The organism is Pseudomonas sp. Marseille-Q8238 (assembly GCF_965111915.1).
In genome coordinates this window covers 928,834-953,612 of sequence record NZ_CBCOPI010000001.1, presented here as the reverse complement: position 1 = coordinate 953,612, position 24,779 = coordinate 928,834, and the positions used below count along the sequence as shown (strand labels likewise).

Here is a 24,779-nt window from a genome sequence, read left to right as displayed (position 1 = left end):
AACGCCCGGCATTGCCGGGCGTTGTCGTTACTGGTTGTGCTCAGGCGCCTTTGAGTCGGCGCAGGTTCCCGATCACGGACTCCAGAGCCCGGTCGAACAGCAACGCATCGTCGAGCATGCGAATAGCGCCACGGCGGAACTCCACTGCCAGCCCCATCCGGGTCTTCTCCTGCACCTTCATCCCCGTACGGTTGACGAAGATGTACTTGCCCGTCGGCTTGATAACCGCAGCCAGCTTGCAACGCAACTTGTGCTCCTCATCCTCCATGATCTCGACCCAGCTACCGACACGCAGGCTATCAACCTGCTGCAACGCTTCGTCATCATCCGGCAGGGAAGCCTCAGGCTCACGCTCACGGTTCTCACCTGGCGCCAGCAGCACGATTTCCTCGATGACCTCGACCATCACCGGCGCCTCGCGCTCAGGCTCCAGATCGATCACCGGGATATCCAGTGCGCCCACCTCGATGAGCGCCTCGGCGACTGCTTCGCCATCGACCGCAGCCTCCGCGACAACCGGCGGTTCCTCGACTACTGCGCGCTTGAAGCGCTGGAATGCCTGCACATGCACGGATTCCAGCTGGCTGAAGAATTCACTGGTAACAAAAGGATCAATCGCCGCGCTGGCCAAGCCTTCACGCAGGGCCTTGAGCAGGTTGGGCACCAGTTCCAGCAGGCGCAATCGATCCTCGGGTTCTTCGTGCTGCTCGACACTCCAAACGAGGTCGTCCATCACCGCCAAGGCAACCTGCCATTGCTCGGAATCCACGCCATGCTTCAGGCAGGTCAGTTGCAGCACCTTGCTCCAGCCTTCCTGTAGCAGACGTACCACTACCTCTGGCAGCGTCTTGCCCAGCAGGCGAGCATTCAGCGCCTGCTCGACGTGCTGGCGAGCCAACTCGGCCTTGGCGCGCCCCTCTTCCGCATCCCGTGTCCGCTGTTCGAGCAGATCACTGCGGCGACGCTCATCACCAGTAAAGGCCAGGAACTCGGCGAGCAGGTCAGAGAAGATCGTCGGGTCATCGGTAAAGTCATTCAACAGGCGTTGTACCACCTGCTCAATACGCTGGTAGAGGCTATCGCGCTGCGCATCATCGTGCGCACTCCAACCCAAGGCAGCGGTACCGACTTCGTTGAGCAGACGGCGTGCAGGGTGGCTGCCGCGACTGAAGAAGGTCTTGTCCAGCACCGCAACCTTGAGCATCGGAATCTGCAGACGTCCGATCAACGCCTTGAGCGAGTCTGGCAGCGTCCGGTCATCGAGGATGAACTCGAACAACATGGACACGAGGTTGATGACATCTTCATCGACTTCGCCGACGACACGTGCCTTGCCGCTTTTAGCACTGGCACGGGAGAGTAATTGCTCAAGCTGATTGCGCAAGTCGAAATCGTCACCGTCATCGACTACGCCGACCGGCAACCGCTGCTGCATATGCGACAGCAAACGCATCAGGTCATTACTGGAGATGGGCACAGCTCCGGCCGGCAGTTCGCGACGCGGCATTCCCGCCGAACCACGCACCTCCGACAGCAGTTCCTGCAGCGCACCAAATACCTCCTGCATGCTCTCCTCGGAGTAGCTGGCAGCAGGCTGACCTTCAACAGAAACCTCCCGCGAACCACGACTGACAGCTGGGATACGCCCTGCCGGCCTCCGAGCTGGCGGCGTTGACTTCAACTCGGGAAGTACCCCTGCCTCGATCAGCTGGGTATTGGCCACGGCGTAAAGCTGATCCAGATCCGCCAGTACATACTTCTCGAACAGTTTGAGAATGATCAGCTTGACGCGGATCTCTACACCCAGACAGGTACAGGCATCCAGAAACTGCTCACATAGCCGACGCGGACCCAGTGGATTGCTCTTGTCATCCACCTTCTGGGTGAGCATGGCATTGAAACGGGTCGTCAAATGACTCAGCGCGGTTGCATCACGATTCATCACACGTGCAACCATGGAATCCAACGCCACTGTTTCTTCGAGTGTGTCGTTGTTGACCAGGCTCAGGCTGTCGACAGACGCCACGTCAAGCTGCGGTGCCTTGCCGATTTCATACTGATTGAGAGTGGCGAAGCTTTCGAAGACTTTTTGCAGAAACCCGCGTTCGATGGTTTTGCGCTTCAGACGCAACTCGCGCATGGCTTCGAAGAACGCATTTTGCTCGGCGTTGCTGGTTGCGCGGTCGGCCATTTCGAACAGCGTGTCATCCGCATTATCGAACAGTGCCTGGAGCGTTTGTTTGAGCTGCTGGGCAGCCTTGTCGCGCACGTGAGTCAACGCCACGGGTAGCCTTCCTGCCGGCGAATTTGGCGAATGCGGGGAGGAGACCTTGTTCAGGTGCACCACTTTCGCGTCGGTCTGCATTACGAGTCTCCCGCAGGTAGCCCATCTTCAAGGCTGTTTGACCTGCAAACGATCAACGAGTGCGTCATCCGTAACGTCAAGGGCTTGGCGTCAAACTTCATGGCCAATCTCATTATAGGGAGGAGTAGAGCATGACCAAGTCACCTTTGCCATAGACATGACCCAGATCACAGATGAGCAAGTCAGTCCTACAAAATACACCTGGAGCGCCGATAGATGCCAAATCCACGTACAGCTGTAACACAGACTGCGCGCACTCCTTATAATCGCCGCACCTGAACGTGGAGGCCGCGATGCCCAACCTCATCCTTGCCGATCTCGGCGCAGAAATAAACGCCAACGTCCGCCGCGCCCTACGCGAAGATATCGGTAGCGGCGACATCACTGCCCAGCTCATCCCTGAAGAACGCCTGGCCCACGCCACCATTATCACCCGCGAAGACGCAATTATCTGCGGCACAGCTTGGGTCGACGAAGTGTTTCGTCAGCTGGATCCACGTGTCGCGGTGCACTGGCAAGTCGCCGACGGAGAGCAAGTCAGCGCCAATCAAGCCCTCTTCCATCTGGAAGGCCCCGCTCGCGCCCTGCTCAGCGGCGAACGCACCGCGCTCAACTTCCTACAAAGCCTATCCGCCGTCGCCACCCGCGCTCGCCACTACGCAGATATGGTCAAAGACACCCAGGTCAAACTGCTTGATACCCGCAAAACCCTACCCGGCCTGCGCCTTGCACAAAAATACGCAGTAACGTGCGGCGGATGCCACAACCATCGCATCGGTCTTTACGACGCCTTCCTTATAAAGGAAAACCATATCGCCGCTTGCGGCGGCATCGCCCAAGCCATTAACGCCGCGCACAAGATTGCACCGGGTAAGCCGGTAGAAATTGAAGTAGAGAGTCTGGATGAGCTGAAACAAGCTCTAGAGGCAGGCGCCGACATCGTCATGCTCGACGAACTTAGCCTGGACGATATGCGCACCGCGGTAGCCCTTACTGCAGGCCGCGCAAAGTTGGAGGCCTCTGGCGGCATCAACGAAAGCACCTTGCATGCTATCGCCGCAACGGGAGTGCATTATGTATCCATTGGTGCTATGACCAAGGATGTGAAGGCGGTGGATTTGTCGATGAGATTAAGTTTATAGCCAAACCCCTAGCGCACAAGGAGGGCGGGGGGGGGGATTCTACCCCGTTAACACGGACACTTTTGTAGTGGTCAACTAATCCTGGACACTGCGTTAAGTTTTTCTTCCGCAACGGCGGGCGGTAGCCCGCCATTGAATTGATGTGGCCGCTGCCAGTTGTACCGCTGCATCAAAAATAGACCGATATCCTGCTGTGCCAGCGCAGCACTCATGTAACCCACGCTTGGCACCCACTCCGTTTTCAAGCTACGAAACAACCGCTCCATTGGCGCATTGTCATGACAGTTTCCGCGTCGGCTCATGCTCTGCTTGAACCGGTAACGCCACAGTCGCTGACGGAAACCTCTGCTCCCATATTGGCTGCCTTGGTCGCTGTGGAACAGCACATTTTGCGGTCGACCTCGTTGCTCATAGGCCACGTCCAGCGCTTTGATAACCAGGTCGGTATCAGGCTTCGATGAAAGCGCCCAGCCCACTACGCGCCGGGCAAATAGATCAATCACAGCGGCTACATAGTGCCAACGACCTAGGGCCCAAACGTATGTAATGCCACCGCACCAGACCTGGTTCGGTGCCGATACGGTGAATGCACGATCCAGTACGTTCGGGATATCCGGCCTCTCCACCGTCGCCTTTTTGTAAGCATGCGAACCGGGCTGCTTGCTGATCAATTTCATCTCGCTCATCAGCTTGCGCACCTTGAATCGCCCAATCTCGACCCCGTCTTCACGCATCATGAACATGATGCTCCGGCTACCTGCTGCGCTTCGGCTTTGGGTGAATAGTTCGTTCACACGGCTGCGCAAAACCAGCCGTTCAACGTCCGGAGATCGGTGCTTGCAGCAGTGCGCGTAGCAGCAGGAACGGGAGACTTCAAATATCGAGCACAACAGATCCACCGGCTCTTCGGCGCGGAGTTGATCAATCAACGCGAACGCTCGTGCTCCTCGGCCATCAAGAGCGCGGTGGCCTTTTTTAGAATCGACTTTTCCCGTTCCAGGCGATTGATCCGGGCTTCCAGTTCCTGAATTTTTTGCTGCTCGGGCGTCAGCGCTTTGCTGGCCGGGGTAATACCGTTTCGCTCTTCTTGGAGCTGGCTAACCCATCGGCGCAGGGCCGACTCAACCAGCCCAAGCGAACGGGCTGCTTCGATATGGCTGTAGCCCTGGTCGAGCACCAGGCAGGCTGCCTCGTGCTTGAACTCGGGCGTAAACGTACGACGTTGCTTGGTCATCAGACACCTCTTTATGGCGAGTATTCTCGCCATAAATGGGTGTCCGGGGTCAGTAGACCACTACAACAGACCATACAGCGTTCTGCACAGACAAAGCCTCAGAATGATCGCAATCTAGTCCCAAGGCTTAGCATCAACAATAGCAATCACTTCACCACTACCTTTTTTAAGCAGGACCACCATATCTCGCTGACTAGCCTTTAAGGGTACCCAGCCATCTACCTCAGGATAAGCGCCAAGAATAGCCTCGACAGAAGATTGAGTGTTGTACTCCTTAAGTAGAGCCAAAGGCTTTCTTGCCTTTTGCACAAAAAATTCAGCAAGACTCAGGGGCTGATAGAGATTGGGGCGCTGCGCAATTCCTACACCAGCAAACACGGATTCAAAAAGTAGATCATTTTTCTCGGCAATGTTTTCAGGCTCGACGGCAAATACCCACCTCGGCCCCGCCCATGATGGATCTCGATACTCCGCTTTGGCCTCGCTCAGCCTGCGCCCATCAACCTCATTGGCACGCACCAACTGGAAGTGATCATCAACGAACACCAGCCATGCAGGACGCCCCTCAGCCATGGCATGCAACCCATACAGCAACGCTCCAAACTGGAGCGCACAAATTATCGAGAGATCCATAGCCAGAGACTTCTTGCCCCGCTTATAAACCAGCAGGGTAAGGCAAGGCCCTAAAACCACATCAATGCCCATCAACAATAGAAATATCTTGGTGACCCCTACCGCGGCGTGCAACGGGGCGGGGTACCAAACAAAGAACACTAGATAAACAACTGCCAGACCCAAGCACGCCGAAAGCAGCAGGTGGATAACAAACGCCTTGATACGCGGATTGATCATGCAGACCTCACATGGGGATCCAGCCCTGATCCCAGAATCTGGGCGGACTACCAATACTGTACCGCTCATAGAAACTCATAGCGCTCGCATGCAGCACCGGGACATCCACAAGCAAAACCCTTGCAATGATCGGTATTGCCAGCAGTAATAGCATGCAAAATATGCCACGCCGTAACGAGCGCGCCATGCCGCCCCTTCCCATAAGCCCCCCCCAACGCGCCAAGGCCAAGCCAGCTATAACAGCCAGCCAGCCTTCAGTGTAGGGCATGGCGAATACTCCATCGACCTGGGCCAGTGCCAATGAAGCCAGCAACACCATCCATAGCGCCGCATCCATTCCACACATATCTTTACGGATCACCTGCAACCCGCGAAGCATGCCCACCACCACACTGAATAAGAACAGTAATGTTGCAGCCCCTCCCCATTCAGCAAGGAATTGTAAAACTACCTGATGCGGGTGAGCAGCAATGTGATTCCACACAGAAGCGTAATGCAAAGGTCCAACACCAAAGAAAGGATCCGCACGGATCATTTCCCAAGCGCCCAACCACAATATATCTCGCTTAGAAAGATCAAACCTCAAATCGAAGGGTATATCCCTAGCCAGACCAGCCCACCCCGGAATGCAAAAGAACAATAAGAAGTAAAGCACCACCCCTGCTATGGAAAATGCCAAAAACTGCAACAGCAATGCCTTATATCGTGCCCCCGTCATTAATAACATGGCAAGACAAGCCATACCCAACCCCACGACAACCCCACGCCCCCCCAGCGCCCAGACAATACTCCACTGAAGCAAAAGCACTAGATAAATAATTTGGTGACTAAATAACTTTTTGCTCCAGCCTTTTTGAAATGAAAGACCGTGCAAAATGGGAATCATAATTACTTGGAACTGGCCATAAAATCGAGGATTATCGAATCCGGGATACATCAAATAAGGACTGACATGACGAGTACCGGCAAAAAAAGAGGCTAGATAAAAAGCCAAAAACTGCAGAGCCAAGACGGCAGAAGTGAATAGTAAAATAAAAAGCACTACCTGCTGAGCAGCAGTTTGGCGTAAAACATGGCCAAGATATACAATCAATGCAATACTTGCAGTGTACTTAGCCCATTCTTTTAACGCCCACTCTGGATACTGAGAAAAGAGAGCAGAAATCAGCCCCAGAAGAAGCGCCACCAGCAGCGAGCCCCCTGGCAAGCCAATGTTTTCGGATTGACGGACATAGCCAAACAGGAGAGCAATTGCAGCAAAAGTTATTAGCAGTAACTGGGTGATTCTTTGCTGCTCAAGCCAACTATAATCAAGCAACCAATAACTAAGGCTAGTACTAGAGAAAACAAGAAAAAAAAAAGTCGCGGCCAGAACTTCCTTATTTTTGATCAGGATCATTTTGCGCCGCTCAATGTATCGTTAACATAGTTCAAAGAAATTTTCCGACTTACATTGACCGCCTAAATCAGCATACCCCTATATACACTAGGGGACACCCTCAGCTTATTGTTGAGCCCTCAAAAAAAGCCCACCTCAATAGCCAGCAACCACACCAAAACTGATAAAAACCTCATCAGCGACTAACTCGAAGACATCAGACAGTAGAACAATTTTAGTTAAGCAGAAAAACGGTTACTACAGAATATTAATGACTAACCTTGCGCCACCAGAGAGAAATCACACCACCTAAAACGAGCGCTAATAAAAAAAGAGCGGTCTAAGCCGCTCTTTCTCTACCGAATTAAATCAGGAGCACTTACCAGGCTTATATTTTGCGTCAAGCGTGGAAGCACATGTCCACGTACCGGTTGCCGCATCGCGGTTCAAGTCGATTCTCTTCGTGTTAAAATTCGTAGCATTACCACCTATCGTGGCACATTGAATAGCGGTAGCGGTCACGGTCACGTTGCAATAAGAAGTAGCAGCACCGATGCCAATATAGCCTGGATCAGTCGCAGTAGTTGTTGGTGTTTTACCTTCATTCACAGCCTGCTCAAAACCAATTTTGCCGGGGGTGATTTCGGCCAAGGCAGCAGCAGCGTTGGAGCGAACGGTGTAATCCTGATAAGCAGGCAGTGCGATAGCAGCCAGAATACCGATGATAGCAACTACAATCATCAGTTCAATCAGGGTAAAACCCTTTTGCATTTGAGCTTTCATGTAAGACTCCTAAGAAAGTGTGCAGGCAGAGAGCCTAATCAATTGGCTAGCAGAATGTGTGCCAAGCCTCAATACCGCTTACATGCCAGACTTTGCTGCCAACACACATGCGGTAAGATCACCTTAATTCGCACCTTGTGACATTTTACGTCACCCCCAGCCTCGACGTTTGGCAGGACTGTCCATCTAGGCTATAACGCAGGTCTACTTCAGGACCCCTCACGCGCATGAATGACATTGCCCTGACTGGCCTGGCCAAGCAACTGGTGCTGGCCAACCTGCTCGACGAAAATACCGCCCAGCAAGCCCACCAACAGGCTCAGCGTAACAAACTGTCGCTGGTCACTTATTTGGTGCAGAACAAATTAGTGAAAAGTCGTGACCTTGCCAGCCTAACGGCCGAACAGTTCGGCATCGCACTGCTCGACCTTTCCAGTGTCGACAAAGAAGCTCAACCCCGTGACCTGGTCAGTGAGAAGCTGATTCGCCAACACCGCGTGCTGCCGCTATGGCGCAGGGGCAACAAGCTGTTTATCGGTATATCCGACCCCAGCAACCACCAAGCAGTTACTGACATTCAATTTAGCACCGGCCTGACCACCGAAGCTCTGCTGGTGGAAGACGACAAGCTGGGCGATGCCATCGAGAAATTCTTTGACAGTGCCAATAGTGGCCTGGAAGACCTAGGCGATGTCGACTTAGATGGAGTGGACGTAGAAAGTGTCGATGAGAACAAGCAGGATAACGGGCCCAATAACGACGCTGATGACGCTCCCGTGGTGCGCTTTGTCAATAAAATGCTACTGGATGCCATAAAGGGTGGCTCGTCCGATCTACACTTTGAGCCCTACGAGAAAGCTTATCGAGTGCGCTTCCGTACTGACGGAATTCTGCATGAGGTTGCACGCCCCCCGATTCAATTGGCGCCCCGCATTTCAGCACGCCTAAAGGTCATGGCCAGCTTGGATATTTCCGAGCGACGCAGGCCACAGGACGGGCGTATCAAGATGAAAATCTCCAAGACCAAGTCCATTGATTTTCGCGTCAACACCCTGCCTACCCTGTGGGGTGAGAAGATAGTGATGCGGATTCTGGACCCCACCAGCGCACAGATGGGTATTGATGCCCTGGGTTACGAGGACTTCCAGAAAGAACTGTACATGAATGCCCTGAAGCAACCTCAGGGCATGATTCTGGTCACCGGCCCCACAGGTTCGGGCAAAACAGTGTCTCTGTATACAGGCCTAAACATCCTCAACACTGTGGATGTGAATATCTCTACAGCCGAAGATCCTGTAGAGATAAATTTAGAAGGCATCAACCAGGTTAATGTCAACCCCAAGCAGGGTATGGACTTTTCTCAGGCATTACGCGCTTTTTTGCGGCAGGACCCTGACATTATCATGGTCGGCGAGATCCGCGACCTGGAAACCGCCGAAATTGCCATCAAGGCCGCGCAAACTGGTCACATGGTTATGTCTACCTTGCATACCAATAGTGCAGCAGAGACCCTGACCAGGCTACGCAACATGGGTGTACCCGCGTTCAACATCGCTACTTCGGTTAACCTGATCATTGCACAGCGCTTGGCGCGCAAGCTCTGTCCGGGATGCAAGAAAACAGTGGACGTACCCCATGACGTACTGCTGAAGGAAGGCTTTAGCGAAAGCGAAATCGGCAGTTTCAAGATATACGGGCCGGTAGGCTGTGATAATTGCAAGGGAGGTTATAAGGGGCGTGTCGGGATTTATGAAGTAGTTAAAATCACGCCCGCTCTCCAGCGCCTTATTATGGAGGAAGGGAACTCTATCGATATTTCCACCCAGGCACGTAAGGACGGCTTTAATGATCTGCGTCGCTCAGGCCTGCTCAAAGCAATGCAGGGCATTACCAGCCTCGAGGAAATCAACCGCGTGACCAAGGACTAACCCATGGCGGAAAAAGCTTTAAAAACCAGTATTTTTAGCTGGGAAGGCACAGACAGAAAAGGCGCCAAAGTCAAAGGGGAGCTCGGCGGGCAAAATCCTGCCCTGGTCAAGGCGCAACTGCGCAAGCAAGGGATCAATCCAACCAAGGTCCGTAAGAAGTCCATGTCCCTGTTCAGTACAGGGAAAAAGATCAAGCCCATGGATATTGCTCTGTTCACACGACAGATGGCAACCATGATAAAAGCTGGGGTTCCCTTACTGACCGCTTTCGAAATCATTGGAGAAGGCTTCGAAAACCCCAGCATGCGCAAGCTGGTTGACGACATAAAACAAGAGGTTGCGGCTGGTAACAGCTTCGCAGCTTCCTTACGTAAGAAACCTCAATACTTTGACGATCTGTATTGCAACTTGGTGGACGCAGGTGAACAAGCTGGTGCCCTGGAAACGTTACTAGACCGTGTAGCTACCTATAAAGAGAAAACCGAAGCCCTCAAAGCTAAGATCAAGAAAGCAATGAATTATCCCATTGCAGTCATCTTGGTAGCACTGATTGTCTCAGCCATCCTACTAATTAAGGTTGTACCGCAGTTTGAGCAGGTTTTTTCAGGGTTCGGCGCCGAACTACCAGCATTTACCCTTATGGTGATAGGTCTTTCTGAGTTTCTTCAACAATGGTGGTTCCTGATTATTCTTGGCATGGGTGCTTCTATATTCACCCTGAATACAGCACATAAAAAATCTGAGCGATTCCGCAACAGCGTCGACCGTGGAACACTAAAACTCCCAATCGTAGGGGACATTATCTATAAGTCCTCAGTTGCTCGCTTCGCTCGCACACTAGCCACAACCTTCGCTGCAGGCGTTCCTTTAGTTGACGCATTAGATTCAGTAGCCGGGGCGACAGGCAATGTAGTGTTCAGGAATGCAGTAAATAAGGTAAAGCAGGATGTTTCCACAGGAATGCAACTGAACTTCTCCATGCGTACTACCAATGTATTTCCCAGCATGGCACTGCAAATGACCGCAATAGGGGAAGAGTCAGGAGCGCTAGACAGCATGCTAGACAAGGTGGCTACTTTCTATGAGGAAGAGGTTGATAACATGGTCGATGGACTCACCAGTCTGATGGAGCCGTTGATCATGTCGGTGCTTGGCGTACTGGTCGGCGGCCTTGTCATCGCCATGTATTTGCCAATTTTCCAAATGGGCTCTGTTGTTTAATCATGCAAGTGATCGACTTTATGGCCGGCAACTTACCGGCCTTTGTTTTATGCGTATTGATTCTGGGCCTATTAATAGGCAGCTTTCTCAATGTAGTGATCTACCGCCTACCAAAGATGATGCAGTTAGACTGGCGCGCTCAGGCTCGGGAAATTCTCGAATTACCTGCCAAACCCAGAACTGAGCAGTTCAACCTTATCTTCCCCCACTCCACCTGCCCGAACTGTTCGCATCAGATCAAGGCCTGGGAAAACATTCCGGTCATCAGCTACCTGTTCCTGCGTGGAAAATGCTCAAGCTGTAAAACTCGCATCAGCAACCGCTACCCGCTGGTCGAGCTGGCTTGCGGCCTGCTGTCTGCCTATGTGGCCTGGCACTTCGGCTTCGGCTGGCAGGCAGCAGCGATCCTTGTACTGAGCTGGGGCCTGCTGGCGATGAGTCTGATTGATGTCGACCATCAGTTGCTGCCCGACGATCTGGTACTACCCCTCTTATGGCTGGGGCTGATCGTTAACGCCTTCGGCCTGTTCGCCAACTTGGAAGATGCCCTGTGGGGAGCCGTGGCGGGCTATCTGAGCCTGTGGTCGGTGTACTGGCTGTTCAAATTACTGACTGGCAAGGAAGGCATGGGTTATGGCGACTTCAAGCTATTGGCCATGCTTGGCGCCTGGGGTGGCTGGCAGATTTTGCCGCTGACCATTTTGTTATCCTCCCTGGTGGGCGCAGTGCTGGGCGTCATAATGCTGCGGCTGCGCAACAAGGAAATCAGCACCCCGATCCCCTTCGGTCCGTATCTGGCCATTGCCGGCTGGATTGCGCTGCTCTGGGGTGATCAAATAACGGCAACTTATCTGCAATTTGCCGGATTCAAATGAGCAACCCCTGGATTCTTGGGCTGACCGGCGGTATTGGCAGCGGCAAAAGCGCAGCAGCACAGCATTTTATCGACTTGGGCGTACACCTTGTCGATGCGGACCACGCCGCGCGCTGGGTCGTCGAGCCGGGGCGGCCTGCCTTGGAGCGCATCGTCGAGCATTTCGGACCTCAGGTGCTGCAAGCCGACGGCCATCTGAACCGAGCGGCGCTACGACAATTGATCTTCGAAGATGCCGAACAGCGACATTGGCTGGAAAGCCTGCTGCATCCGCTGATCGGCAACGAGATTCGCGATTACCTGGCTAAGGCGACATCACCCTATGCCATCTTGGTGTCGCCGCTGCTGATCGAGTCGGGACAGAAGCAGATGACTCAGCGCGTTCTAGTGGTGGATGCCCCAGAACACCTGCAGGTACAACGCACCATGCAACGCGACCAGAGCCCGGAAGAGCAGGTCCGAGCCATCCTGAAGGTGCAGGCCAGCCGCGAGGAACGCTTGCGCCATGCTGACGATGTGCTGCTGAATGACCGCGATGCAGCCTGGCTACGCAGTGAAGTCGAGCGGCTTCATCGCTTCTACCTGACCCTGAGCGGAGGACAATCATGAGTACCACCGTGGACTGCCCAACCTGCGGCGCTCCCGTCGAATGGGGCCCGAAAAGCCCAAGCCGCCCTTTTTGCAGCGAGCGCTGCAAGCTGATCGACCTCGGCGCCTGGGCCGCCGAGGCCCATGCCATTCCAGGTGATCCACTCGAGGATGAACTGTTCTCTGGCGAGTTGCCTCCACGCGAGCATTGAGTTCGCCTATTACTGCCAGTGCAGCGCACGATCACAGTGCGCCGACAACTGGTGAGTAACGCAGCCTACGGCCTCATGAAGCTGTAATCTCGGTCATCCAGGTTCTCGGCGAGATACTGCAGCTCAGCCGCCAGATCACCAACCTCTCGCACAGATCCATTACTCGCCACGATGGCGCTGAGTAGCGCACGCAAGCTCATTACCGTGTCGAAGCCCTGCTCTCGGGCCCGCGCAACGCTTTGTTCGATCTCCTGCCTGGCCCAGTCATGCACACCCATCTCGTCACCTCCGCACTTTTCATCAGGGTGACGTTATAGCGGACAAAGCCGTTGATCTGTATCAAGCAGAGCCCACCGATAGAAACGCTGAAGCTCTCACCATCAACGCGGCTTGTTGTCGTCCTTCCAGGGGGCAGCCAGGTAGCGGGTACGATTGAAGGTTTCCAGCCAATCCGGGTAGAACACCACCAGCCCCGTAACCACCATGCCGTTGATGAATGCCTCAGGAAACATCACCAGCCACAGGTAGCCGATGAAGTCCTCGAGCCAGGGCGGCATTACATACAGGCCATCGAGCCACAGCACCCCAAGCCCGGCCAACAAGCACAACAACGCAGCCAGTGCTGCCGGAAAGAAGCCGCAGCAAAAAATGTAGACGAACAGGTTGCGCGGCTGCCGACGCTCCACCTGCACAGCGAAGAACTCGGTGACCGCCACCGGAATCAAGACGAGCAGAATGCCATTGACGCCCAGCGCGGCCAGCTCCTGCCGGCCAACGAGCAACAACGCCAACTGGGCAGCGAACCCGCCAAGCACGGCCAGCGGCCAATCCAGCAGCAACGTGACAGCCGTCATGCCAATGAAATGGAAGGACAGGCCCGAAGCAAAATCCCGCCGCACCAGCCAGAGCAGGAACAGCGCAAGTACGGTACCGAATAGCAGATGCTGTCGACGCTGATCACTGAACAGCTCTACCCAGGGCGTGCGCCAGACCGCCCAGAACAGTGCCGGCACATAGATCAGCCAACCCAGCCAGAGACTGAACGAGGACAACAGCTCGGCGGCGATCATTCCCCGGCCTGCTCCAACGCGCCAGCCAGGGCGTTCACGTCGGTGAAGCTACGCAGCGCCTCAATCTGTCCATTGCGCACATCAAGCCAGAGCACGGTATCTGCCTCAACAGGGTAGCGAACGGCAACCCTGGCCTGACGATCCAGCAGAACCCGGTAGTCGTATTTACGCATGGCGGGAACCGCGAACAGGCTGGCAATGGGTTTCGGCATGCGGCTGATATCCGCGAGGAAGATGGCATGACGTGCATCCAGATAGCCGGCGGGCTTGCCCTGCAACGCGCCATCCACCAACTTGGCGCCGACCATGTTGCGCGCCACCAGCAGTACGCGCGCATCATCATCAAGGCTATAGGGCTGATCGAACTGGTCCAGCAGCGTCCAGGGCGCGAGCCTATCGCCCACCTGCACGGCCTGCGCCAGACCAGCGATCATGCACAACACTGTGACCAATAACGCCTTCATTGATGACTCTCCGTGGAAAATACCTGGATATCCGTCCGCACCAGCCACCCGCACTGGTGTTGCCAAAAGGCCAGCGCCTGGGCGGCATCGTCCAGTACGAAAACATGGCTCTTCGCTATACCCAACCCGGCCAATCGCGACAGCGCCTCATCGAGCAAGACACGAGCATATCCCTGTCCGCGCCATGGCTCGTCCACGACCAGGTGATGCAGATAACCTCGACGACCGTCGTGCCCTACAAGCACGCAACCGACCACCCGCCCATCCTGCTCGTGCAGCAGGCTAAGACCCGGGTTGCGCGCCAGATAAGCGGCAAAAGGCCCACACTCATCCTCGGCTCGAAGCTGAATCCCCGGTGTCCGCTGCCACAAGGCAAACAACGCCGGATGATCGGCGGGAACGACTGAGCGAATTGGCATTACACGTATCCTGAACGGGAGGCGCAGTGTACACCGGCCAATAATCGTCTTCAGTGGCGCCGAACTTTGCCGTTATGCTGACCCCATGGATGACTCCGACTACCTACGCCTGCTGACTCGGCAGGCCGAGCAGGCCAACGCCTTCCTTTCCAATGCGCGCAAGTGGGAGCGTGAGCGCTGGGTCTGCCAGCGCCTGCTATCCAGCCTCAACGTACCTTACCGAGAAGAAGAGTTCAGCACCGCGCAGGAACCGCCTGACGTGCAATTTCGCGACGCCAACTTCGAAGTATTTTTCGTACTGGACCAGGGACGGCGCCTGAATGACGAATGGCGCGCCGAGCTGGAACGCCGCCGCAGCGCCCTGAGCCTCAGCCAACTATTACGGCGCGAGCCACGCCAACGGCATATCTCCACCGCCGAACTGCAGGCTCGGCTGGCACCTACGCTACGCAAGAAGGCACACAACTACCAGGAGCGCGGCATCGACCCAGGCGAGCTGGATCTGCTGGCCTACATCAACTTCAAGCGTGAAATCCCTGACTTCAACACACACTTCCCTCCACCTAGTGAATACCTCCGTCAAGGCTGGCGTTCGCTAGCACTGGTCGGGCCGACCTATGCGCGCGTGCTGTTTGCCCATGCTGATGCTCCCAGCTTCCTACGCCACAACCTGGGCCGCAGCATCCTGCTCGATGTGGGTGTCGGCCTGTAGACGCGTCATCGCGGGCATGGTCCGCTCCCACAGGCACTCATATATCGAGGGAACGGGCAGGGACACCTCGCTGGTGCCCACGGATGAATCCAGCAGCTTGGCATGCGCACTTCGCGTTATCCGGCCTACGGGCTAGAATGACTGCATATTCTTGCGAGGCACCGCCATGACCAGCCGCTTGAACCCCGAAGACCAGCAACGCGTCGACCAATACCTGAGCACACCTCAGCATCAAGTCGAACGTCAGCCCTTCCGCGTCTGGCGCCTGCTGCTGGTGATCCTCCTCTCGGTCGTTGCGCTCGGCATACTGAGCCGCCTCCTTGCCAGACTGGTGCTATGAGCCGCTTAGCGCTCGCCCTGTTGGCGCCCAGGATTTCCTAGCCTTATGAGACACCCCCATGACCCATCGTATCGTGATCGTCGGCGGCGGCGCCGGCGGCCTGGAGCTTGCTACCCGCCTGGGTAGAATCCTGGGCAAACGTGGCCGAGCCAACATCACCCTGGTCGACGCCAACCTGACCCACATCTGGAAGCCCCTGCTGCATGAGGTCGCCTCCGGCTCGCTGAACTCATCGGAAGACGAGCTGAACTACGTCGCCCAGGCCAAGTGGAACCATTTCGAATTCCAGCTGGGGCGCATGAGTGGACTTGATCGCGCGCAACGGCGCATTCGCCTGGCTGCCACATTGGACGAAGAAGGTGTGGAGCTGCTCCCCGAGCGCGAACTGACGTATGACAGCCTGGTCATCGCCATTGGCAGCACCACCAACGATTTCGGCACACAGGGCGCAGCGCAAAACTGCATCTTCCTCGATACCCGCGAACAGGCCGAGCGCTTCCACCGGCAACTGCTCAACCACTATCTGCGCGCGCATGCCGGCAAGACCGACGACGGGCAGATCAGCGTGGCGATCGTCGGCGCTGGCGCAACCGGTGTAGAACTGGCTGCTGAGTTGCACCACGCCGCCCACGAACTGGCCGCCTACGGCCTGAACAATATTCAGCCGCAGAACATGCGCATCACACTGATCGAGGCCGGACCACGAGTGCTTCCCGCCCTGCCGGAGCGCATCAGCCAGCCGGTACACCAGACCCTGGAAAAACTCGGCGTTACCGTCCTGGTCGGCACAGCCGTTAGCGAAGTAACCGAGCACGCCCTGCTTACCGCCAATGGCCTTGAGGTGACAGCAAGCCTCAAGGTCTGGGCAGCCGGCATTCGCGCACCCGCTCTGCTCAAGGAGCTGGACGGACTGGAAAGCAACCGTATCAACCAGCTACTGGTACGCCAGACCTTGCAGACCACACTGGATGACAACATCTTCGCCTTCGGTGACTGCGCCGCCTGCCCAGTGGGTGACGGCAGTGACAAGACCATCCCACCGCGCGCCCAGGCAGCCCACCAGCAGGCTTCACTGCTGGTCAAATCGCTCACCCATCGCCTGCTGGGCAAACCACTGCCAACCTTCCACTACAAGGACTATGGCTCGCTGATTTCGCTGTCACGCTTCTCGGCGGTCGGCAACCTAATGGGCAACCTGATGGGCAGCGTCAAACTCGAGGGCTGGCTGGCGCGGATGTTCTATATCTCGCTGTACCGCATGCACCAGATGGCCCTGTACGGCACTTTCCGCACCCTGCTACTGATGCTCAGCGACCGCATCGGCCGCAGCACGGAGCCGCGCCTCAAGCTGCACTGACCCAAAGCGCCGCGCATGCCTGTCATGCGCGGCACAACTCAACGACAAAATCGAGACAACAAAAAACCCGCACTTGGCGGGTTCTTTGTTTCCCGGTTAAACCGGGATACATGGTGGGTCGTGTAGGATTCGAACCTACGACCAATTGGTTAAAAGCCAACTGCTCTACCAACTGAGCTAACGACCCAAAAATGGTCGGGGTAGGGGGATTCGAACTCCCGACATCTTGCTCCCAAAGCAAGCGCGCTACCGGACTGCGCTATACCCCGATAAGAAAGTTGGCTCCGCGACCTGGACTCGAACCAGGGACCCAATGATTAACAGTCATTTGCTCTACCGACTGAGCTATCGCGGAACTTATCACTTTCCAGCTCTTCTACTGGCTTGTGGCTTTCGCCGTTTCCCGTATCAGAGGCGCGCCATTTTACGGTTCCGCGCGCCCCTGTCAACCCTCAAAATCACTTTCTTAACAAAGCCTTGCCGTCTTACCTCAAGCGACTATATGTCTATATCATGTTGTTCATCACATAAGGATGCGTGGGCATAGGAGCCCTGCACAGGATCGTCAATGAGCGCCTCCGACACGCCAGATAATCGGCACAGGCCTGCGAGCCTTGCCAGCCGCGGTATACAGCCCCGCTTCGGTGAGCTGGTGCAGGACTGCAGAAAGCTGGTGATGAACCGGCTTGCAGAGCACCTGACGGGCCTGTTCGGCCAGGTCGACGACACACTCTTCGAGTGCGCGGAAAAAGCCGAAAACAATGGCGTACAAACATTGTTCTTCGACAACATGCGCGAAATCCGCAAGCAGCGCCCTCTCATCGAGCGCAGCTACCACCAGCGCATCGCCCAGCATTTCTCTGACTTCCTCGATGGAAAGCTCAAGCCCATCGAAGCACCCACGGCCCTGGATGCCGAGCAACTATCGCTGGTGCAGAACGAAGATTATGAAGAAAGCCTGCAGGTGACCAACATGGTCAGCCGGGTAAAGGCCCGCAGCGCTCAACCACTCTTCGCCCTCGAACAACGCCTGGCCCTGCTCAACAACGGCCAGAAACTGAGTGAAGGCACCAACCCATTCGGCCCGGTCGCCATTGCCCAGGCGTTTCGCGAAGCGCTGGCTCCTCACCCCTTCCCGCTGCAAATCAAGATCGTGCTCTATACGCTCTTCGATCAGCATGTAATGCAAAATCTGGAATCGCTGTACGACGCGCTGAACAAGCGACTGATCGATGCAGGCATCCTGCCCAATCTGAAATTCAGTGCTCTGCGCAATCCCAACCCAGCTCGCCCCAGCACAAATGCACTGCCCAAGGGCGACCAGACGGACAATTCGGGGGCTCGCCTGTCGCCAACCACGTTGGCAGGTAGCGATAACCTGGCCAACCTTGCCGACAATGCCAGCAACCTAGTCGACCTCAACGGCCAGCCACCCCTGGACCCAGCGCAACTGCTCAGCGGCCTGGCGACCCTGCTCCGTGAGCGTCGCGAACGTAACGCCGACGCACCACTGCTTGGCGGCACACGCAGCATGGCCAGCTTCTCGCCAAGCGGGGCAAAGAGTACCTACAGCGCTAGCGAACTGCTTGATGCCTTGAACCGCCTGCAACAACAATCGGCTCATGACCTCAGCCAACTGATGCAACGCCCGCAATCCGTTGACGTATTCAAGGCGGACCTGCAACAGCAACTGGATACCCACAGCCCCAAACCGGGCCAGCAGAAGCTGTCCAACCAGGAAGCTGACGTGATCGACCTGGTCGGCATGTTGTTCGACTTCATCCTCGATGACGAAAACCTGCCGGACACCTGCAAGACCGCACTCTCCCACCTGCACACGCCTTACCTGCGCGTAGCCCTGCAAGACAAGGAACTGTTCACCCAGCACCACCATCCAGCCCGCCGCCTGCTCAACGCCATGGCCCAGGCCGGTGTGCTCTATGGCAGCGAGGGCGATGAGCGCGGCCTGCTGGCAAAGATGCACTGGGTGGTCGAACGGGTCATTCATGGTTTCACCGGCGAACTGCAGCTATTCGACACCCTGCTCGAAGAGTTCAATGAGTATGTCGCCACCCTCAAGCACAAGGTCGAGCTGCGCGAACGCCGTGCGGTGGAAGCGGCCAAAGGCCGCGACAAGCTGCTCGGCGCACGCCAACAGGCCGTCGATGTCATCAATCAGGCCCTGGCGAACCGCGAGCTGCCTGGCATCATCCGCAACTTCCTCGAACTCACCTGGAGCGATGTGCTGGTCTTCGTGCTGCTGCGCCATGGCGAACGCAGCAATGAGTGGCAAAAAGCTGGCGCGGTAGCGGAGCAGCTTGCCTGGAGCGGCACCCTGCTGGATAACGAAGGTCGCGCGCGCCTGCAGTCGATTCGCGTGAGTCTGCTAGACGAATTGCGCAAGGGCCTGGAGCTGCTCGGCGGATACCACGAGGACGGTATACGTCGTCTGCTTCAGGATATCGTGGCCTGCCAACATGCCGTGCAAGCCAAACAGCCACAGATTGCCGAACAGATCCGTACCAAGCTGCTGGAAAGCCCGCTGGGCGCCATGCTCGGCGAAGATGCCGCACTGGCAGCCCCTATCAAGACTGACGGGCGTTTATCGGCACGAAGCCAGGCACTGATCAAAGAACTGCAGCAAGTCGAGTTCGGCACCTGGTTCGAGTTCGTCCAGGGCGACGAGGTACAGCAACTGAAGCTGTCCTGGTTCAGCCCGACCACCCACAACTATATGTTTGTCGACCATAGCGGCCAGCGTGCGACGCTCAAACCGATCAAGCAATTGGCCAGTGAAATGGAACAGGGGCTGGCCCGCATCGTTACCCTCGAGCGTGAGTCGCCCCTGGTGGACCGCGCACTGAATGCCATCTATCGCGTCCTGCAACGTTTTACCGGACGCGCCACCGAAGTCGGCCAAGGAGCCTGAATGGACGATCGTCGCCAGAACAGTCGCCACACCCCCGAGCTGAACATGGAGCTGTACGACCTGCACTCGGGCAGACGCCTGGGCCGCATTGTCGACCTATCCGCCGAAGGCCTCATGCTGTTCAGTGATGCACCACTCGAAGTGGACTCGGTCTGGGAGTGCCGCTTGGTGCTTGACGAGCCGGTCGACTCCATTGGTGAAATTCGACTGGGCGCCGACTGCCTGTGGAGCCGCCCTGGCGCCAATGGTCAGCATGGCTGGAGTGGCTTGCACATCATTGACCTGGCGGACGATCAGGCCGCCGCCCTTGATACCGTACTTCACTTCATGCGCCCCGCCCACTGAAGCGCCCACACCGTTCACTTGACCGCAGTTGATGCCCTCTTCCGAGGCCCATCAGCCATAAAAAAGCCCCGCAAAAGCGGGGCTTTTTTATGGCGAGCAACCATTACTCGAAGACGACTTCCTCGCCCTCCACACGCGCCTTGATCTGCGCACCCGGCGCGAATGTCCCGGCCAGTATCTGCTGCGCCAGCGGGTTCTCGATCCAGCGCTGAATGGCACGTTTGAGCGGTCGCGCGCCATACACCGGGTCATAGCCAACCGCCACCAGCTTGTCCAGCGCCTCGGTGGTCAGCTCCAGACTCAAGTCACGCTCTGCCAGACGCTGGCGCAGACGCTGCAGCTGGATTTCCGCGATGCCGGCGATCTGCTCGCGACCCAGCGGCTCGAACACCACCACTTCGTCGATACGGTTGACGAATTCCGGACGGAAATGACTGCCGACCGCATCCATCACCGCCGCACGTTGCGCTTCGCGGTCGCCCACCAGTTCCTGAATCTGCGCCGAGCCCAGGTTGGACGTCATCACGATCACCGTGTTGCGGAAGTCCACGGTACGCCCGTGGCTGTCGGTCAGGCGGCCATCCTCCAGCACCTGCAGGAGGATATTGAACACGTCGGGATGCGCCTTCTCCACCTCGTCGAGCAGCAGCACGGCGTAGGGTTTACGGCGCACGGCCTCGGTCAGGTAACCGCCCTCTTCATAGCCGACATAGCCCGGAGGCGCACCGATCAGGCGTGCCACCGAGTGCTTCTCCATGAACTCGGACATGTCGATGCGCACCATCGCCTCCTCGGTATCGAAGAGGAATTCGGCCAGCGCCTTGCACAGCTCGGTCTTGCCCACGCCGGTCGGGCCGAGGAACAGGAACGAGCCACTCGGCCGGTTCGGATCAGACAGCCCCGCACGCGAACGACGCACGGCGTTGGCCACCGCGACCACGGCCTCATCCTGGCCAATCACGCGCTGGTGCAGCAGCCCTTCCATCTTCAGCAATTTGTCCCGCTCGCCTTCGAGCATCTTGCTCACCGGAATGCCCGTCCACTTGGACACCACTTCGGCAATCTCTTCCTCGGTGACCTTGCTGCGCAGCAACTGGTTTTCCGGCTTGCCATGCTGCTCGGCCATCTGCTGGCTACGTTCCAGATCAGGAATGATCCCGTACTGCAGCTCCGCCATGCGGTTGAGGTCACCCTTGCGCCGGGCCGCTTCCAGCTCTAGCTTGGCCTGCTCGATTTTTTGCTGGATCTGCGCCGAACCCTGTACCTCGGCCTTCTCCGATAGCCACACCTCTTCCAGGTCGGCGTACTCCAGTTCCAGGCGCGCGATGTCTTCCTGGAGTTTCTCCAGGCGCTTGAGCGCGGCCTCGTCGTCCTCCTTCTTCAGCGCCTGCACCTCGACCTTGAGCTGGATCAAGCGCCGCTCCAGGCGATCGAGCGCCTCGGGCTTGGAGTCGATCTCCATACGAATACGGCTGGCTGCCTCGTCGATCAGGTCGATGGCCTTGTCAGGCAACTGCCGATCAGCGATGTAACGGTGCGACAACTTGGCCGCCGCGATGATTGCGCCATCGGTGATGGTGACCCGGTGATGCACCTCGTAGCGCTCCTTCAGGCCACGCAGGATGGCGATGGTGTCCTCTTCGCTCGGCTCGTCGACCAGCACTTTCTGGAAGCGGCGCTCCAATGCGGCATCCTTCTCGACGTACTGGCGATACTCGTCCAGGGTGGTCGCGCCCACACAATGCAACTCGCCACGGGCCAGGGCCGGCTTGAGCATGTTGCCGGCATCCATCGCGCCCTCGGCCTTGCCGGCACCGACCATGGTGTGCAGCTCGTCGATGAACAGGATGATCCGGCCCTCCTGCTTGGACAGCTCATTGAGCAGCGCTTTGAGACGCTCCTCGAACTCGCCACGGAACTTGGCCCCAGCGATCAGCGCGCCCATGTCCAGCGACAGCAGACGCTTGTCCTTGAGGCCATCCGGCACTTCGCCGTTGACGATGCGCTGCGCCAGGCCCTCGGCGATGGCGGTCTTGCCCACACCGGGTTCGCCAATCAGTACCGGGTTGTTCTTGGTGCGACGCTGCAGCACCTGGATAGTGCGGCGGATCTCGTCGTCACGGCCGATCACCGGGTCGAGCTTGCCCTCTTCGGCCCGAGCGGTGAGGTCGACGGTGTACTTGTCCAGCGCCTGACGCGACTCCTCGACGTTCGGGTCATTTACCGCCTGGCCACCACGCAGGTTGACGATGGCGTTTTCCAGCGCCTTCTTCGATACGCCCTGGGCCAACAGCAGTTTTCCGAGTTTGGTGTTCTCGTCCATCGCCGCGAGCAGAACCAGCTCACTGGAAATGAACTGATCGCCCTTCTGTTGCGACAGGCGGTCGGCCTGATTGAGCAAGCGCGCCAGATCCTGCGACAGGTTCACGTCGCCGGTCGGGTTCTGGATTTTCGGCAGTTGGTCGAGTTCCTTGGTCAGCGCCTGGCGCAGGTTATTGACGTCGAAACCGACCTGCATCAGCAGAGGCTTGATCGAGCCGCCCTGTTGATCAAGCAAGGCCTGCATCAGGTGCTGGGGCTCGATGGCCGGATGGTCGAGGCCGACGGCCACTGACTGGGCGTCGGAAAGAGCAAGCTGCAACTTGCTGGTCAAACGATCGATACGCATGGTTGGTCCTTCCTATATGAGGCGGACCGGAGCAATGAGCGCCCCAGAAACGAAAAGCCCGCCGAGATGAAGAGTAGATGAGGACAGTTTTCCGTGATTCAAGCGCAGAGCGCTTGATATGGATCAGTCGGCCAGCCAGATCAGCGAAGCAAAGCGCCCGGTGCGTGACGCACGGCGATAGGAATAGAAGCGCAGATCACTGACCGTGCACAGGCCACCACCGTATACGGCATCGACGCCACAGGCAGCCAGGCGGATGCGCGCCAATTGGTAGATGTCCGCCAAGTACTTGCCCGACAGGACACCTGGACGAAATGCCACGCCTGCTTGCGCATGCTCGTCGACAAAGGCTGCCCGAACCTCCGCGCCCACCTCGAAGGCATCCGCACCGATAGCGGGTCCAAGCCAGACCAGCACCTCGCCAGGCGGAACGGCCAACGCATCCAGGGTTTTCTCCAGCACTCCCGAAGCCAAGCCACGCCAGCCGGCATGTGCCGCCGCCACGCGTGTGCCGGCACGATCACAAAACAATACGGGCAGGCAGTCCGCCGTCAGCACGGCACTGGCAATGCCGGGAGTGGCACTCCAGCTGGCATCGGCCTCGGCCACCACGGTGACATCCGCCTCGACTACCCGAGTGCCGTGCACCTGACGCAGCCAGGCAGGCTGGCAACCCAGGGCTTTCTTCAGACGGAGGCGATTCTCCGTGACAGCCAGCACGTCGTCGTCAACATGATCACCCAGGTTCAGGCTGTCATACGGCGCGAGACTGACGCCACCTGCACGGGTGGTGACACAGGTACGTACTCGCGCTGGTGCCGGCCAGTCGGGCTGCAACAGATGCTCGTGCAGCAGAGGCGTGTGCATCAGACGAAGGCTTCGTTGTCCTGGCGCAGCAGGCTGAGCAGCCAGACCAGGTCATCGGGCAGGGGCGATTCCCATTTCATGCGCAGGCCAGTGATTGGATGATCCAATTCGAGGAAGCGAGCATGCAGCGCCTGGCGTGGGAATTCTTTGAGCGTTTGCACCAAGGTCTGACTTGCTGCTGGCGGAATACGGAAACGCCCGGCGTACAGCGGGTCGCCCACTAGCGGAAAGCCGACATGGGTCATGTGCACGCGAATCTGGTGGGTACGCCCGGTCTCCAACTTGACCCTTGAATGGGTATGGGAGCGGAAGCGCTCGAGCACACGATAGTGGGTAACAGCCTGTTTGCCGCCATCGATCACCGCCATGCGCTGGCGATTCGCAGAACTGCGGCCGATCGGTGCATCGATCTTGCCACCCGAGGTGATCACGCCAATGACGATGCATTCATAGATCCGGCTGACCGTGCGCTTCTGCATCTGCTCGACCAGGCGAGTCTGCGCCTGCAGGGTCTTGGCGACCACCATCAGGCCCGTGGTGTCCTTGTCCAGACGGTGAACGATGCCCGCGCGCGGCACATTGATGATGTCCGGCACATGGTGCAGCAAGGCATTGAGCAGGGTGCCGTCGGCATGCCCCGCTGCCGGATGCACCACCAGCCCGGCGGGCTTGTCGATCACCAGCAGGTGCTCGTCTTCGTAGACGATATTCAACGCGATATCCTGCGCCACCCACTCGCCTTGGGCTTCCTGCTCGGCGTCCAGGGTCAACACGGCACCGCCGTGGACCACGTCACGCGGGCGCATGACGGCGCCATCGACCGTGAGGCGGCCGTCCTTGATCCAGCTGGACAGGCGCGAGCGCGAATACTCGTCGAACAGTTGGGCGGCGACCTGATCGAGGCGTTGCCCGCCCAGTGCGGAAGGCACTTCGGCGGTAAGTTGGATGAGCTGAACGGCGTCTTCGGACATGGGCTACTGCGGAGGGTGGTGCAGCTTTTGGTTTCGGCTGCACGCTGTGGTTAAATACGG

Annotated in this window: 23 protein-coding genes and 3 tRNA genes; 11 read left to right on the top strand and 15 right to left on the bottom strand. The window is 57.3% G+C overall.

Annotated features, from left to right (window positions below):
• Positions 1 to 40 precede the first annotated feature (40 nt).
• Positions 41 to 2,365, bottom strand: a complete 2,325-nt coding sequence (locus tag ACWPW0_RS04210) for a DUF1631 domain-containing protein (protein WP_454254528.1) — start codon at positions 2,363 to 2,365, stop codon at positions 41 to 43.
• Positions 2,366 to 2,658: 293 nt separating this feature from the next.
• Here ACWPW0_RS04210 and nadC point away from each other — a divergent pair, with 293 nt between their 5' ends.
• Entirely contained in the window at positions 2,659 to 3,507 is an 849-nt protein-coding gene (nadC, locus tag ACWPW0_RS04205; protein WP_454254527.1) for a carboxylating nicotinate-nucleotide diphosphorylase, read from the top strand.
• Positions 3,508 to 3,578: 71 nt separating this feature from the next.
• Here nadC and ACWPW0_RS04200 read toward each other — a convergent pair.
• The 4 genes from ACWPW0_RS04200 to ACWPW0_RS04185 form a co-directional block, all read right to left on the bottom strand.
• A protein-coding gene (locus ACWPW0_RS04200; RefSeq protein ID WP_454254526.1) for an IS3 family transposase occupies positions 3,579 to 4,741 on the bottom strand; the annotation gives its coding sequence in 2 pieces (ribosomal slippage) (positions 3,579 to 4,486 and positions 4,486 to 4,741; 1,164 coding nt in all).
• 114 nt (positions 4,742 to 4,855) lie between these two features.
• Positions 4,856 to 5,593 (bottom strand): TfpX/TfpZ family type IV pilin accessory protein, encoded by a 738-nt coding sequence (gene tfpZ / locus ACWPW0_RS04195; protein ID WP_454254525.1) that lies wholly within the window; start codon positions 5,591 to 5,593, stop codon positions 4,856 to 4,858.
• A 7-nt stretch (positions 5,594 to 5,600) separates the two neighbouring features.
• Positions 5,601 to 6,992, bottom strand: coding sequence for an O-antigen ligase family protein (locus ACWPW0_RS04190; protein WP_454254524.1), 1,392 nt, complete (start codon positions 6,990 to 6,992; stop codon positions 5,601 to 5,603).
• 348 nt (positions 6,993 to 7,340) lie between these two features.
• A complete protein-coding gene (locus ACWPW0_RS04185) occupies positions 7,341 to 7,754 on the bottom strand; it encodes a pilin (protein WP_454254523.1) in 414 nt (137 codons plus the stop codon).
• Positions 7,755 to 7,981: 227 nt separating this feature from the next.
• On the opposite strand from ACWPW0_RS04185, the gene pilB reads away from it, so the two are divergent.
• The 5 genes from pilB to yacG are packed head-to-tail and all read left to right on the top strand — an operon-like array spanning position 7,982 to position 12,577.
• A complete protein-coding gene (gene pilB, locus ACWPW0_RS04180) occupies positions 7,982 to 9,682 on the top strand; it encodes a type IV-A pilus assembly ATPase PilB (protein ID WP_454254522.1) in 1,701 nt (566 codons plus the stop codon).
• Between the two features lie 3 nt (positions 9,683 to 9,685).
• The gene (locus ACWPW0_RS04175; protein ID WP_454254521.1) at positions 9,686 to 10,903 is read left to right on the top strand and encodes a type II secretion system F family protein; all 1,218 of its coding nucleotides are present in this window, start codon (positions 9,686 to 9,688) and stop codon (positions 10,901 to 10,903) included.
• Between the two features lie 2 nt (positions 10,904 to 10,905).
• Complete coding sequence (locus ACWPW0_RS04170) at positions 10,906 to 11,778, top strand: prepilin peptidase (RefSeq protein WP_454254520.1); 873 nt, start codon at positions 10,906 to 10,908, stop codon at positions 11,776 to 11,778.
• Positions 11,775 to 12,386, top strand: coding sequence for a dephospho-CoA kinase (coaE, locus tag ACWPW0_RS04165; RefSeq protein WP_454254519.1), 612 nt, complete (start codon positions 11,775 to 11,777; stop codon positions 12,384 to 12,386). The genes ACWPW0_RS04170 and coaE overlap by 4 nt, the downstream gene beginning before the upstream one ends.
• The gene (gene yacG, locus ACWPW0_RS04160; protein ID WP_447589275.1) at positions 12,383 to 12,577 is read left to right on the top strand and encodes a DNA gyrase inhibitor YacG; all 195 of its coding nucleotides are present in this window, start codon (positions 12,383 to 12,385) and stop codon (positions 12,575 to 12,577) included. The genes coaE and yacG overlap by 4 nt, the downstream gene beginning before the upstream one ends.
• Positions 12,578 to 12,642: 65 nt before the next feature.
• Here the strand turns inward: yacG and ACWPW0_RS04155 are convergent, their stop codons facing one another.
• The 4 genes from ACWPW0_RS04155 to ACWPW0_RS04140 all read right to left on the bottom strand — a co-directional run bounded on the left by ACWPW0_RS04155 (position 12,643) and on the right by ACWPW0_RS04140 (position 14,530).
• Complete coding sequence (locus ACWPW0_RS04155; protein WP_454254518.1) at positions 12,643 to 12,855, bottom strand: hypothetical protein; 213 nt, start codon at positions 12,853 to 12,855, stop codon at positions 12,643 to 12,645.
• A gap of 102 nt (positions 12,856 to 12,957) precedes the next feature.
• Positions 12,958 to 13,647, bottom strand: coding sequence for an energy-coupling factor ABC transporter permease (locus ACWPW0_RS04150; RefSeq protein WP_454254517.1), 690 nt, complete (start codon positions 13,645 to 13,647; stop codon positions 12,958 to 12,960).
• On the bottom strand, positions 13,644 to 14,111 hold the full coding sequence (locus ACWPW0_RS04145; RefSeq protein WP_454254516.1) for an FAD/FMN-containing dehydrogenase: 468 nt from the start codon (positions 14,109 to 14,111) through the stop codon (positions 13,644 to 13,646). Before ACWPW0_RS04145 ends, ACWPW0_RS04150 begins: the two co-directional genes overlap by 4 nt.
• Positions 14,108 to 14,530, bottom strand: coding sequence for a GNAT family N-acetyltransferase (locus ACWPW0_RS04140; RefSeq protein ID WP_454254515.1), 423 nt, complete (start codon positions 14,528 to 14,530; stop codon positions 14,108 to 14,110). The genes ACWPW0_RS04145 and ACWPW0_RS04140 overlap by 4 nt, the downstream gene beginning before the upstream one ends.
• An 85-nt stretch (positions 14,531 to 14,615) precedes the next feature.
• On the opposite strand from ACWPW0_RS04140, the gene ACWPW0_RS04135 reads away from it, so the two are divergent.
• The 3 genes from ACWPW0_RS04135 to ACWPW0_RS04125 all read left to right on the top strand — a co-directional run bounded on the left by ACWPW0_RS04135 (position 14,616) and on the right by ACWPW0_RS04125 (position 16,939).
• Entirely contained in the window at positions 14,616 to 15,242 is a 627-nt protein-coding gene (locus ACWPW0_RS04135; RefSeq protein WP_454254514.1) for a DUF1780 domain-containing protein, read from the top strand.
• Between the two features lie 166 nt (positions 15,243 to 15,408).
• Entirely contained in the window at positions 15,409 to 15,582 is a 174-nt protein-coding gene (locus ACWPW0_RS04130) for a DUF3094 family protein (protein WP_454254513.1), read from the top strand.
• Positions 15,583 to 15,640: 58 nt separating this feature from the next.
• Complete coding sequence (locus ACWPW0_RS04125) at positions 15,641 to 16,939, top strand: NAD(P)/FAD-dependent oxidoreductase (RefSeq protein WP_454254512.1); 1,299 nt, start codon at positions 15,641 to 15,643, stop codon at positions 16,937 to 16,939.
• A 111-nt stretch (positions 16,940 to 17,050) separates the two neighbouring features.
• On the opposite strand, the gene ACWPW0_RS04120 is transcribed toward ACWPW0_RS04125, so the two are convergent.
• The 3 genes from ACWPW0_RS04120 to ACWPW0_RS04110 form a co-directional block, all read right to left on the bottom strand.
• Positions 17,051 to 17,126, bottom strand: a tRNA-Lys gene (locus ACWPW0_RS04120).
• Between the two features lie 5 nt (positions 17,127 to 17,131).
• Positions 17,132 to 17,208, bottom strand: a tRNA-Pro gene (locus tag ACWPW0_RS04115).
• A gap of 10 nt (positions 17,209 to 17,218) precedes the next feature.
• Positions 17,219 to 17,294: transfer RNA gene (locus ACWPW0_RS04110), tRNA-Asn, on the bottom strand.
• A 213-nt stretch (positions 17,295 to 17,507) separates the two neighbouring features.
• On the opposite strand from ACWPW0_RS04110, the gene ACWPW0_RS04105 reads away from it, so the two are divergent.
• Together ACWPW0_RS04105 and ACWPW0_RS04100 are read left to right on the top strand one after the other, a co-directional pair.
• On the top strand, positions 17,508 to 19,868 hold the full coding sequence (locus tag ACWPW0_RS04105) for a DUF1631 domain-containing protein (protein WP_454254511.1): 2,361 nt from the start codon (positions 17,508 to 17,510) through the stop codon (positions 19,866 to 19,868).
• Positions 19,869 to 20,213 (top strand): PilZ domain-containing protein, encoded by a 345-nt coding sequence (locus ACWPW0_RS04100; RefSeq protein ID WP_447589259.1) that lies wholly within the window; start codon positions 19,869 to 19,871, stop codon positions 20,211 to 20,213.
• A gap of 103 nt (positions 20,214 to 20,316) precedes the next feature.
• On the opposite strand, the gene clpB is transcribed toward ACWPW0_RS04100, so the two are convergent.
• The 3 genes from clpB to rluD all read right to left on the bottom strand — a co-directional run bounded on the left by clpB (position 20,317) and on the right by rluD (position 24,719).
• Positions 20,317 to 22,881, bottom strand: coding sequence for an ATP-dependent chaperone ClpB (gene clpB / locus ACWPW0_RS04095; RefSeq protein ID WP_454254510.1), 2,565 nt, complete (start codon positions 22,879 to 22,881; stop codon positions 20,317 to 20,319).
• Between the two features lie 123 nt (positions 22,882 to 23,004).
• On the bottom strand, positions 23,005 to 23,748 hold the full coding sequence (pgeF, locus tag ACWPW0_RS04090; RefSeq protein WP_454254509.1) for a peptidoglycan editing factor PgeF: 744 nt from the start codon (positions 23,746 to 23,748) through the stop codon (positions 23,005 to 23,007).
• Positions 23,748 to 24,719, bottom strand: a complete 972-nt coding sequence (gene rluD / locus ACWPW0_RS04085; RefSeq protein ID WP_454254508.1) for a 23S rRNA pseudouridine(1911/1915/1917) synthase RluD — start codon at positions 24,717 to 24,719, stop codon at positions 23,748 to 23,750. Before rluD ends, pgeF begins: the two co-directional genes overlap by 1 nt.
• Positions 24,720 to 24,779 lie beyond the last annotated feature (60 nt).

Coding starts and splice junctions, on each gene's coding strand:
- ACWPW0_RS04210 (WP_454254528.1), bottom strand. CDS start 2,365: ATGCAGACCGACGCGAAAGTGGTGCACCTGAACAAGGTCTCCTCCCCG.
- nadC (WP_454254527.1), top strand. CDS start 2,659: ATGCCCAACCTCATCCTTGCCGATCTCGGCGCAGAAATAAACGCCAAC.
- tfpZ (WP_454254525.1), bottom strand. CDS start 5,593: ATGATCAATCCGCGTATCAAGGCGTTTGTTATCCACCTGCTGCTTTCG.
- ACWPW0_RS04190 (WP_454254524.1), bottom strand. CDS start 6,992: ATGATCCTGATCAAAAATAAGGAAGTTCTGGCCGCGACTTTTTTTTTT.
- ACWPW0_RS04185 (WP_454254523.1), bottom strand. CDS start 7,754: ATGAAAGCTCAAATGCAAAAGGGTTTTACCCTGATTGAACTGATGATT.
- pilB (WP_454254522.1), top strand. CDS start 7,982: ATGAATGACATTGCCCTGACTGGCCTGGCCAAGCAACTGGTGCTGGCC.
- ACWPW0_RS04175 (WP_454254521.1), top strand. CDS start 9,686: ATGGCGGAAAAAGCTTTAAAAACCAGTATTTTTAGCTGGGAAGGCACA.
- ACWPW0_RS04170 (WP_454254520.1), top strand. CDS start 10,906: ATGCAAGTGATCGACTTTATGGCCGGCAACTTACCGGCCTTTGTTTTA.
- coaE (WP_454254519.1), top strand. CDS start 11,775: ATGAGCAACCCCTGGATTCTTGGGCTGACCGGCGGTATTGGCAGCGGC.
- yacG (WP_447589275.1), top strand. CDS start 12,383: ATGAGTACCACCGTGGACTGCCCAACCTGCGGCGCTCCCGTCGAATGG.
- ACWPW0_RS04155 (WP_454254518.1), bottom strand. CDS start 12,855: ATGGGTGTGCATGACTGGGCCAGGCAGGAGATCGAACAAAGCGTTGCG.
- ACWPW0_RS04150 (WP_454254517.1), bottom strand. CDS start 13,647: ATGATCGCCGCCGAGCTGTTGTCCTCGTTCAGTCTCTGGCTGGGTTGG.
- ACWPW0_RS04145 (WP_454254516.1), bottom strand. CDS start 14,111: ATGAAGGCGTTATTGGTCACAGTGTTGTGCATGATCGCTGGTCTGGCG.
- ACWPW0_RS04140 (WP_454254515.1), bottom strand. CDS start 14,530: ATGCCAATTCGCTCAGTCGTTCCCGCCGATCATCCGGCGTTGTTTGCC.
- ACWPW0_RS04135 (WP_454254514.1), top strand. CDS start 14,616: ATGGATGACTCCGACTACCTACGCCTGCTGACTCGGCAGGCCGAGCAG.
- ACWPW0_RS04130 (WP_454254513.1), top strand. CDS start 15,409: ATGACCAGCCGCTTGAACCCCGAAGACCAGCAACGCGTCGACCAATAC.
- ACWPW0_RS04125 (WP_454254512.1), top strand. CDS start 15,641: ATGACCCATCGTATCGTGATCGTCGGCGGCGGCGCCGGCGGCCTGGAG.
- ACWPW0_RS04105 (WP_454254511.1), top strand. CDS start 17,508: ATGAGCGCCTCCGACACGCCAGATAATCGGCACAGGCCTGCGAGCCTT.
- ACWPW0_RS04100 (WP_447589259.1), top strand. CDS start 19,869: ATGGACGATCGTCGCCAGAACAGTCGCCACACCCCCGAGCTGAACATG.
- clpB (WP_454254510.1), bottom strand. CDS start 22,881: ATGCGTATCGATCGTTTGACCAGCAAGTTGCAGCTTGCTCTTTCCGAC.
- pgeF (WP_454254509.1), bottom strand. CDS start 23,748: ATGCACACGCCTCTGCTGCACGAGCATCTGTTGCAGCCCGACTGGCCG.
- rluD (WP_454254508.1), bottom strand. CDS start 24,719: ATGTCCGAAGACGCCGTTCAGCTCATCCAACTTACCGCCGAAGTGCCT.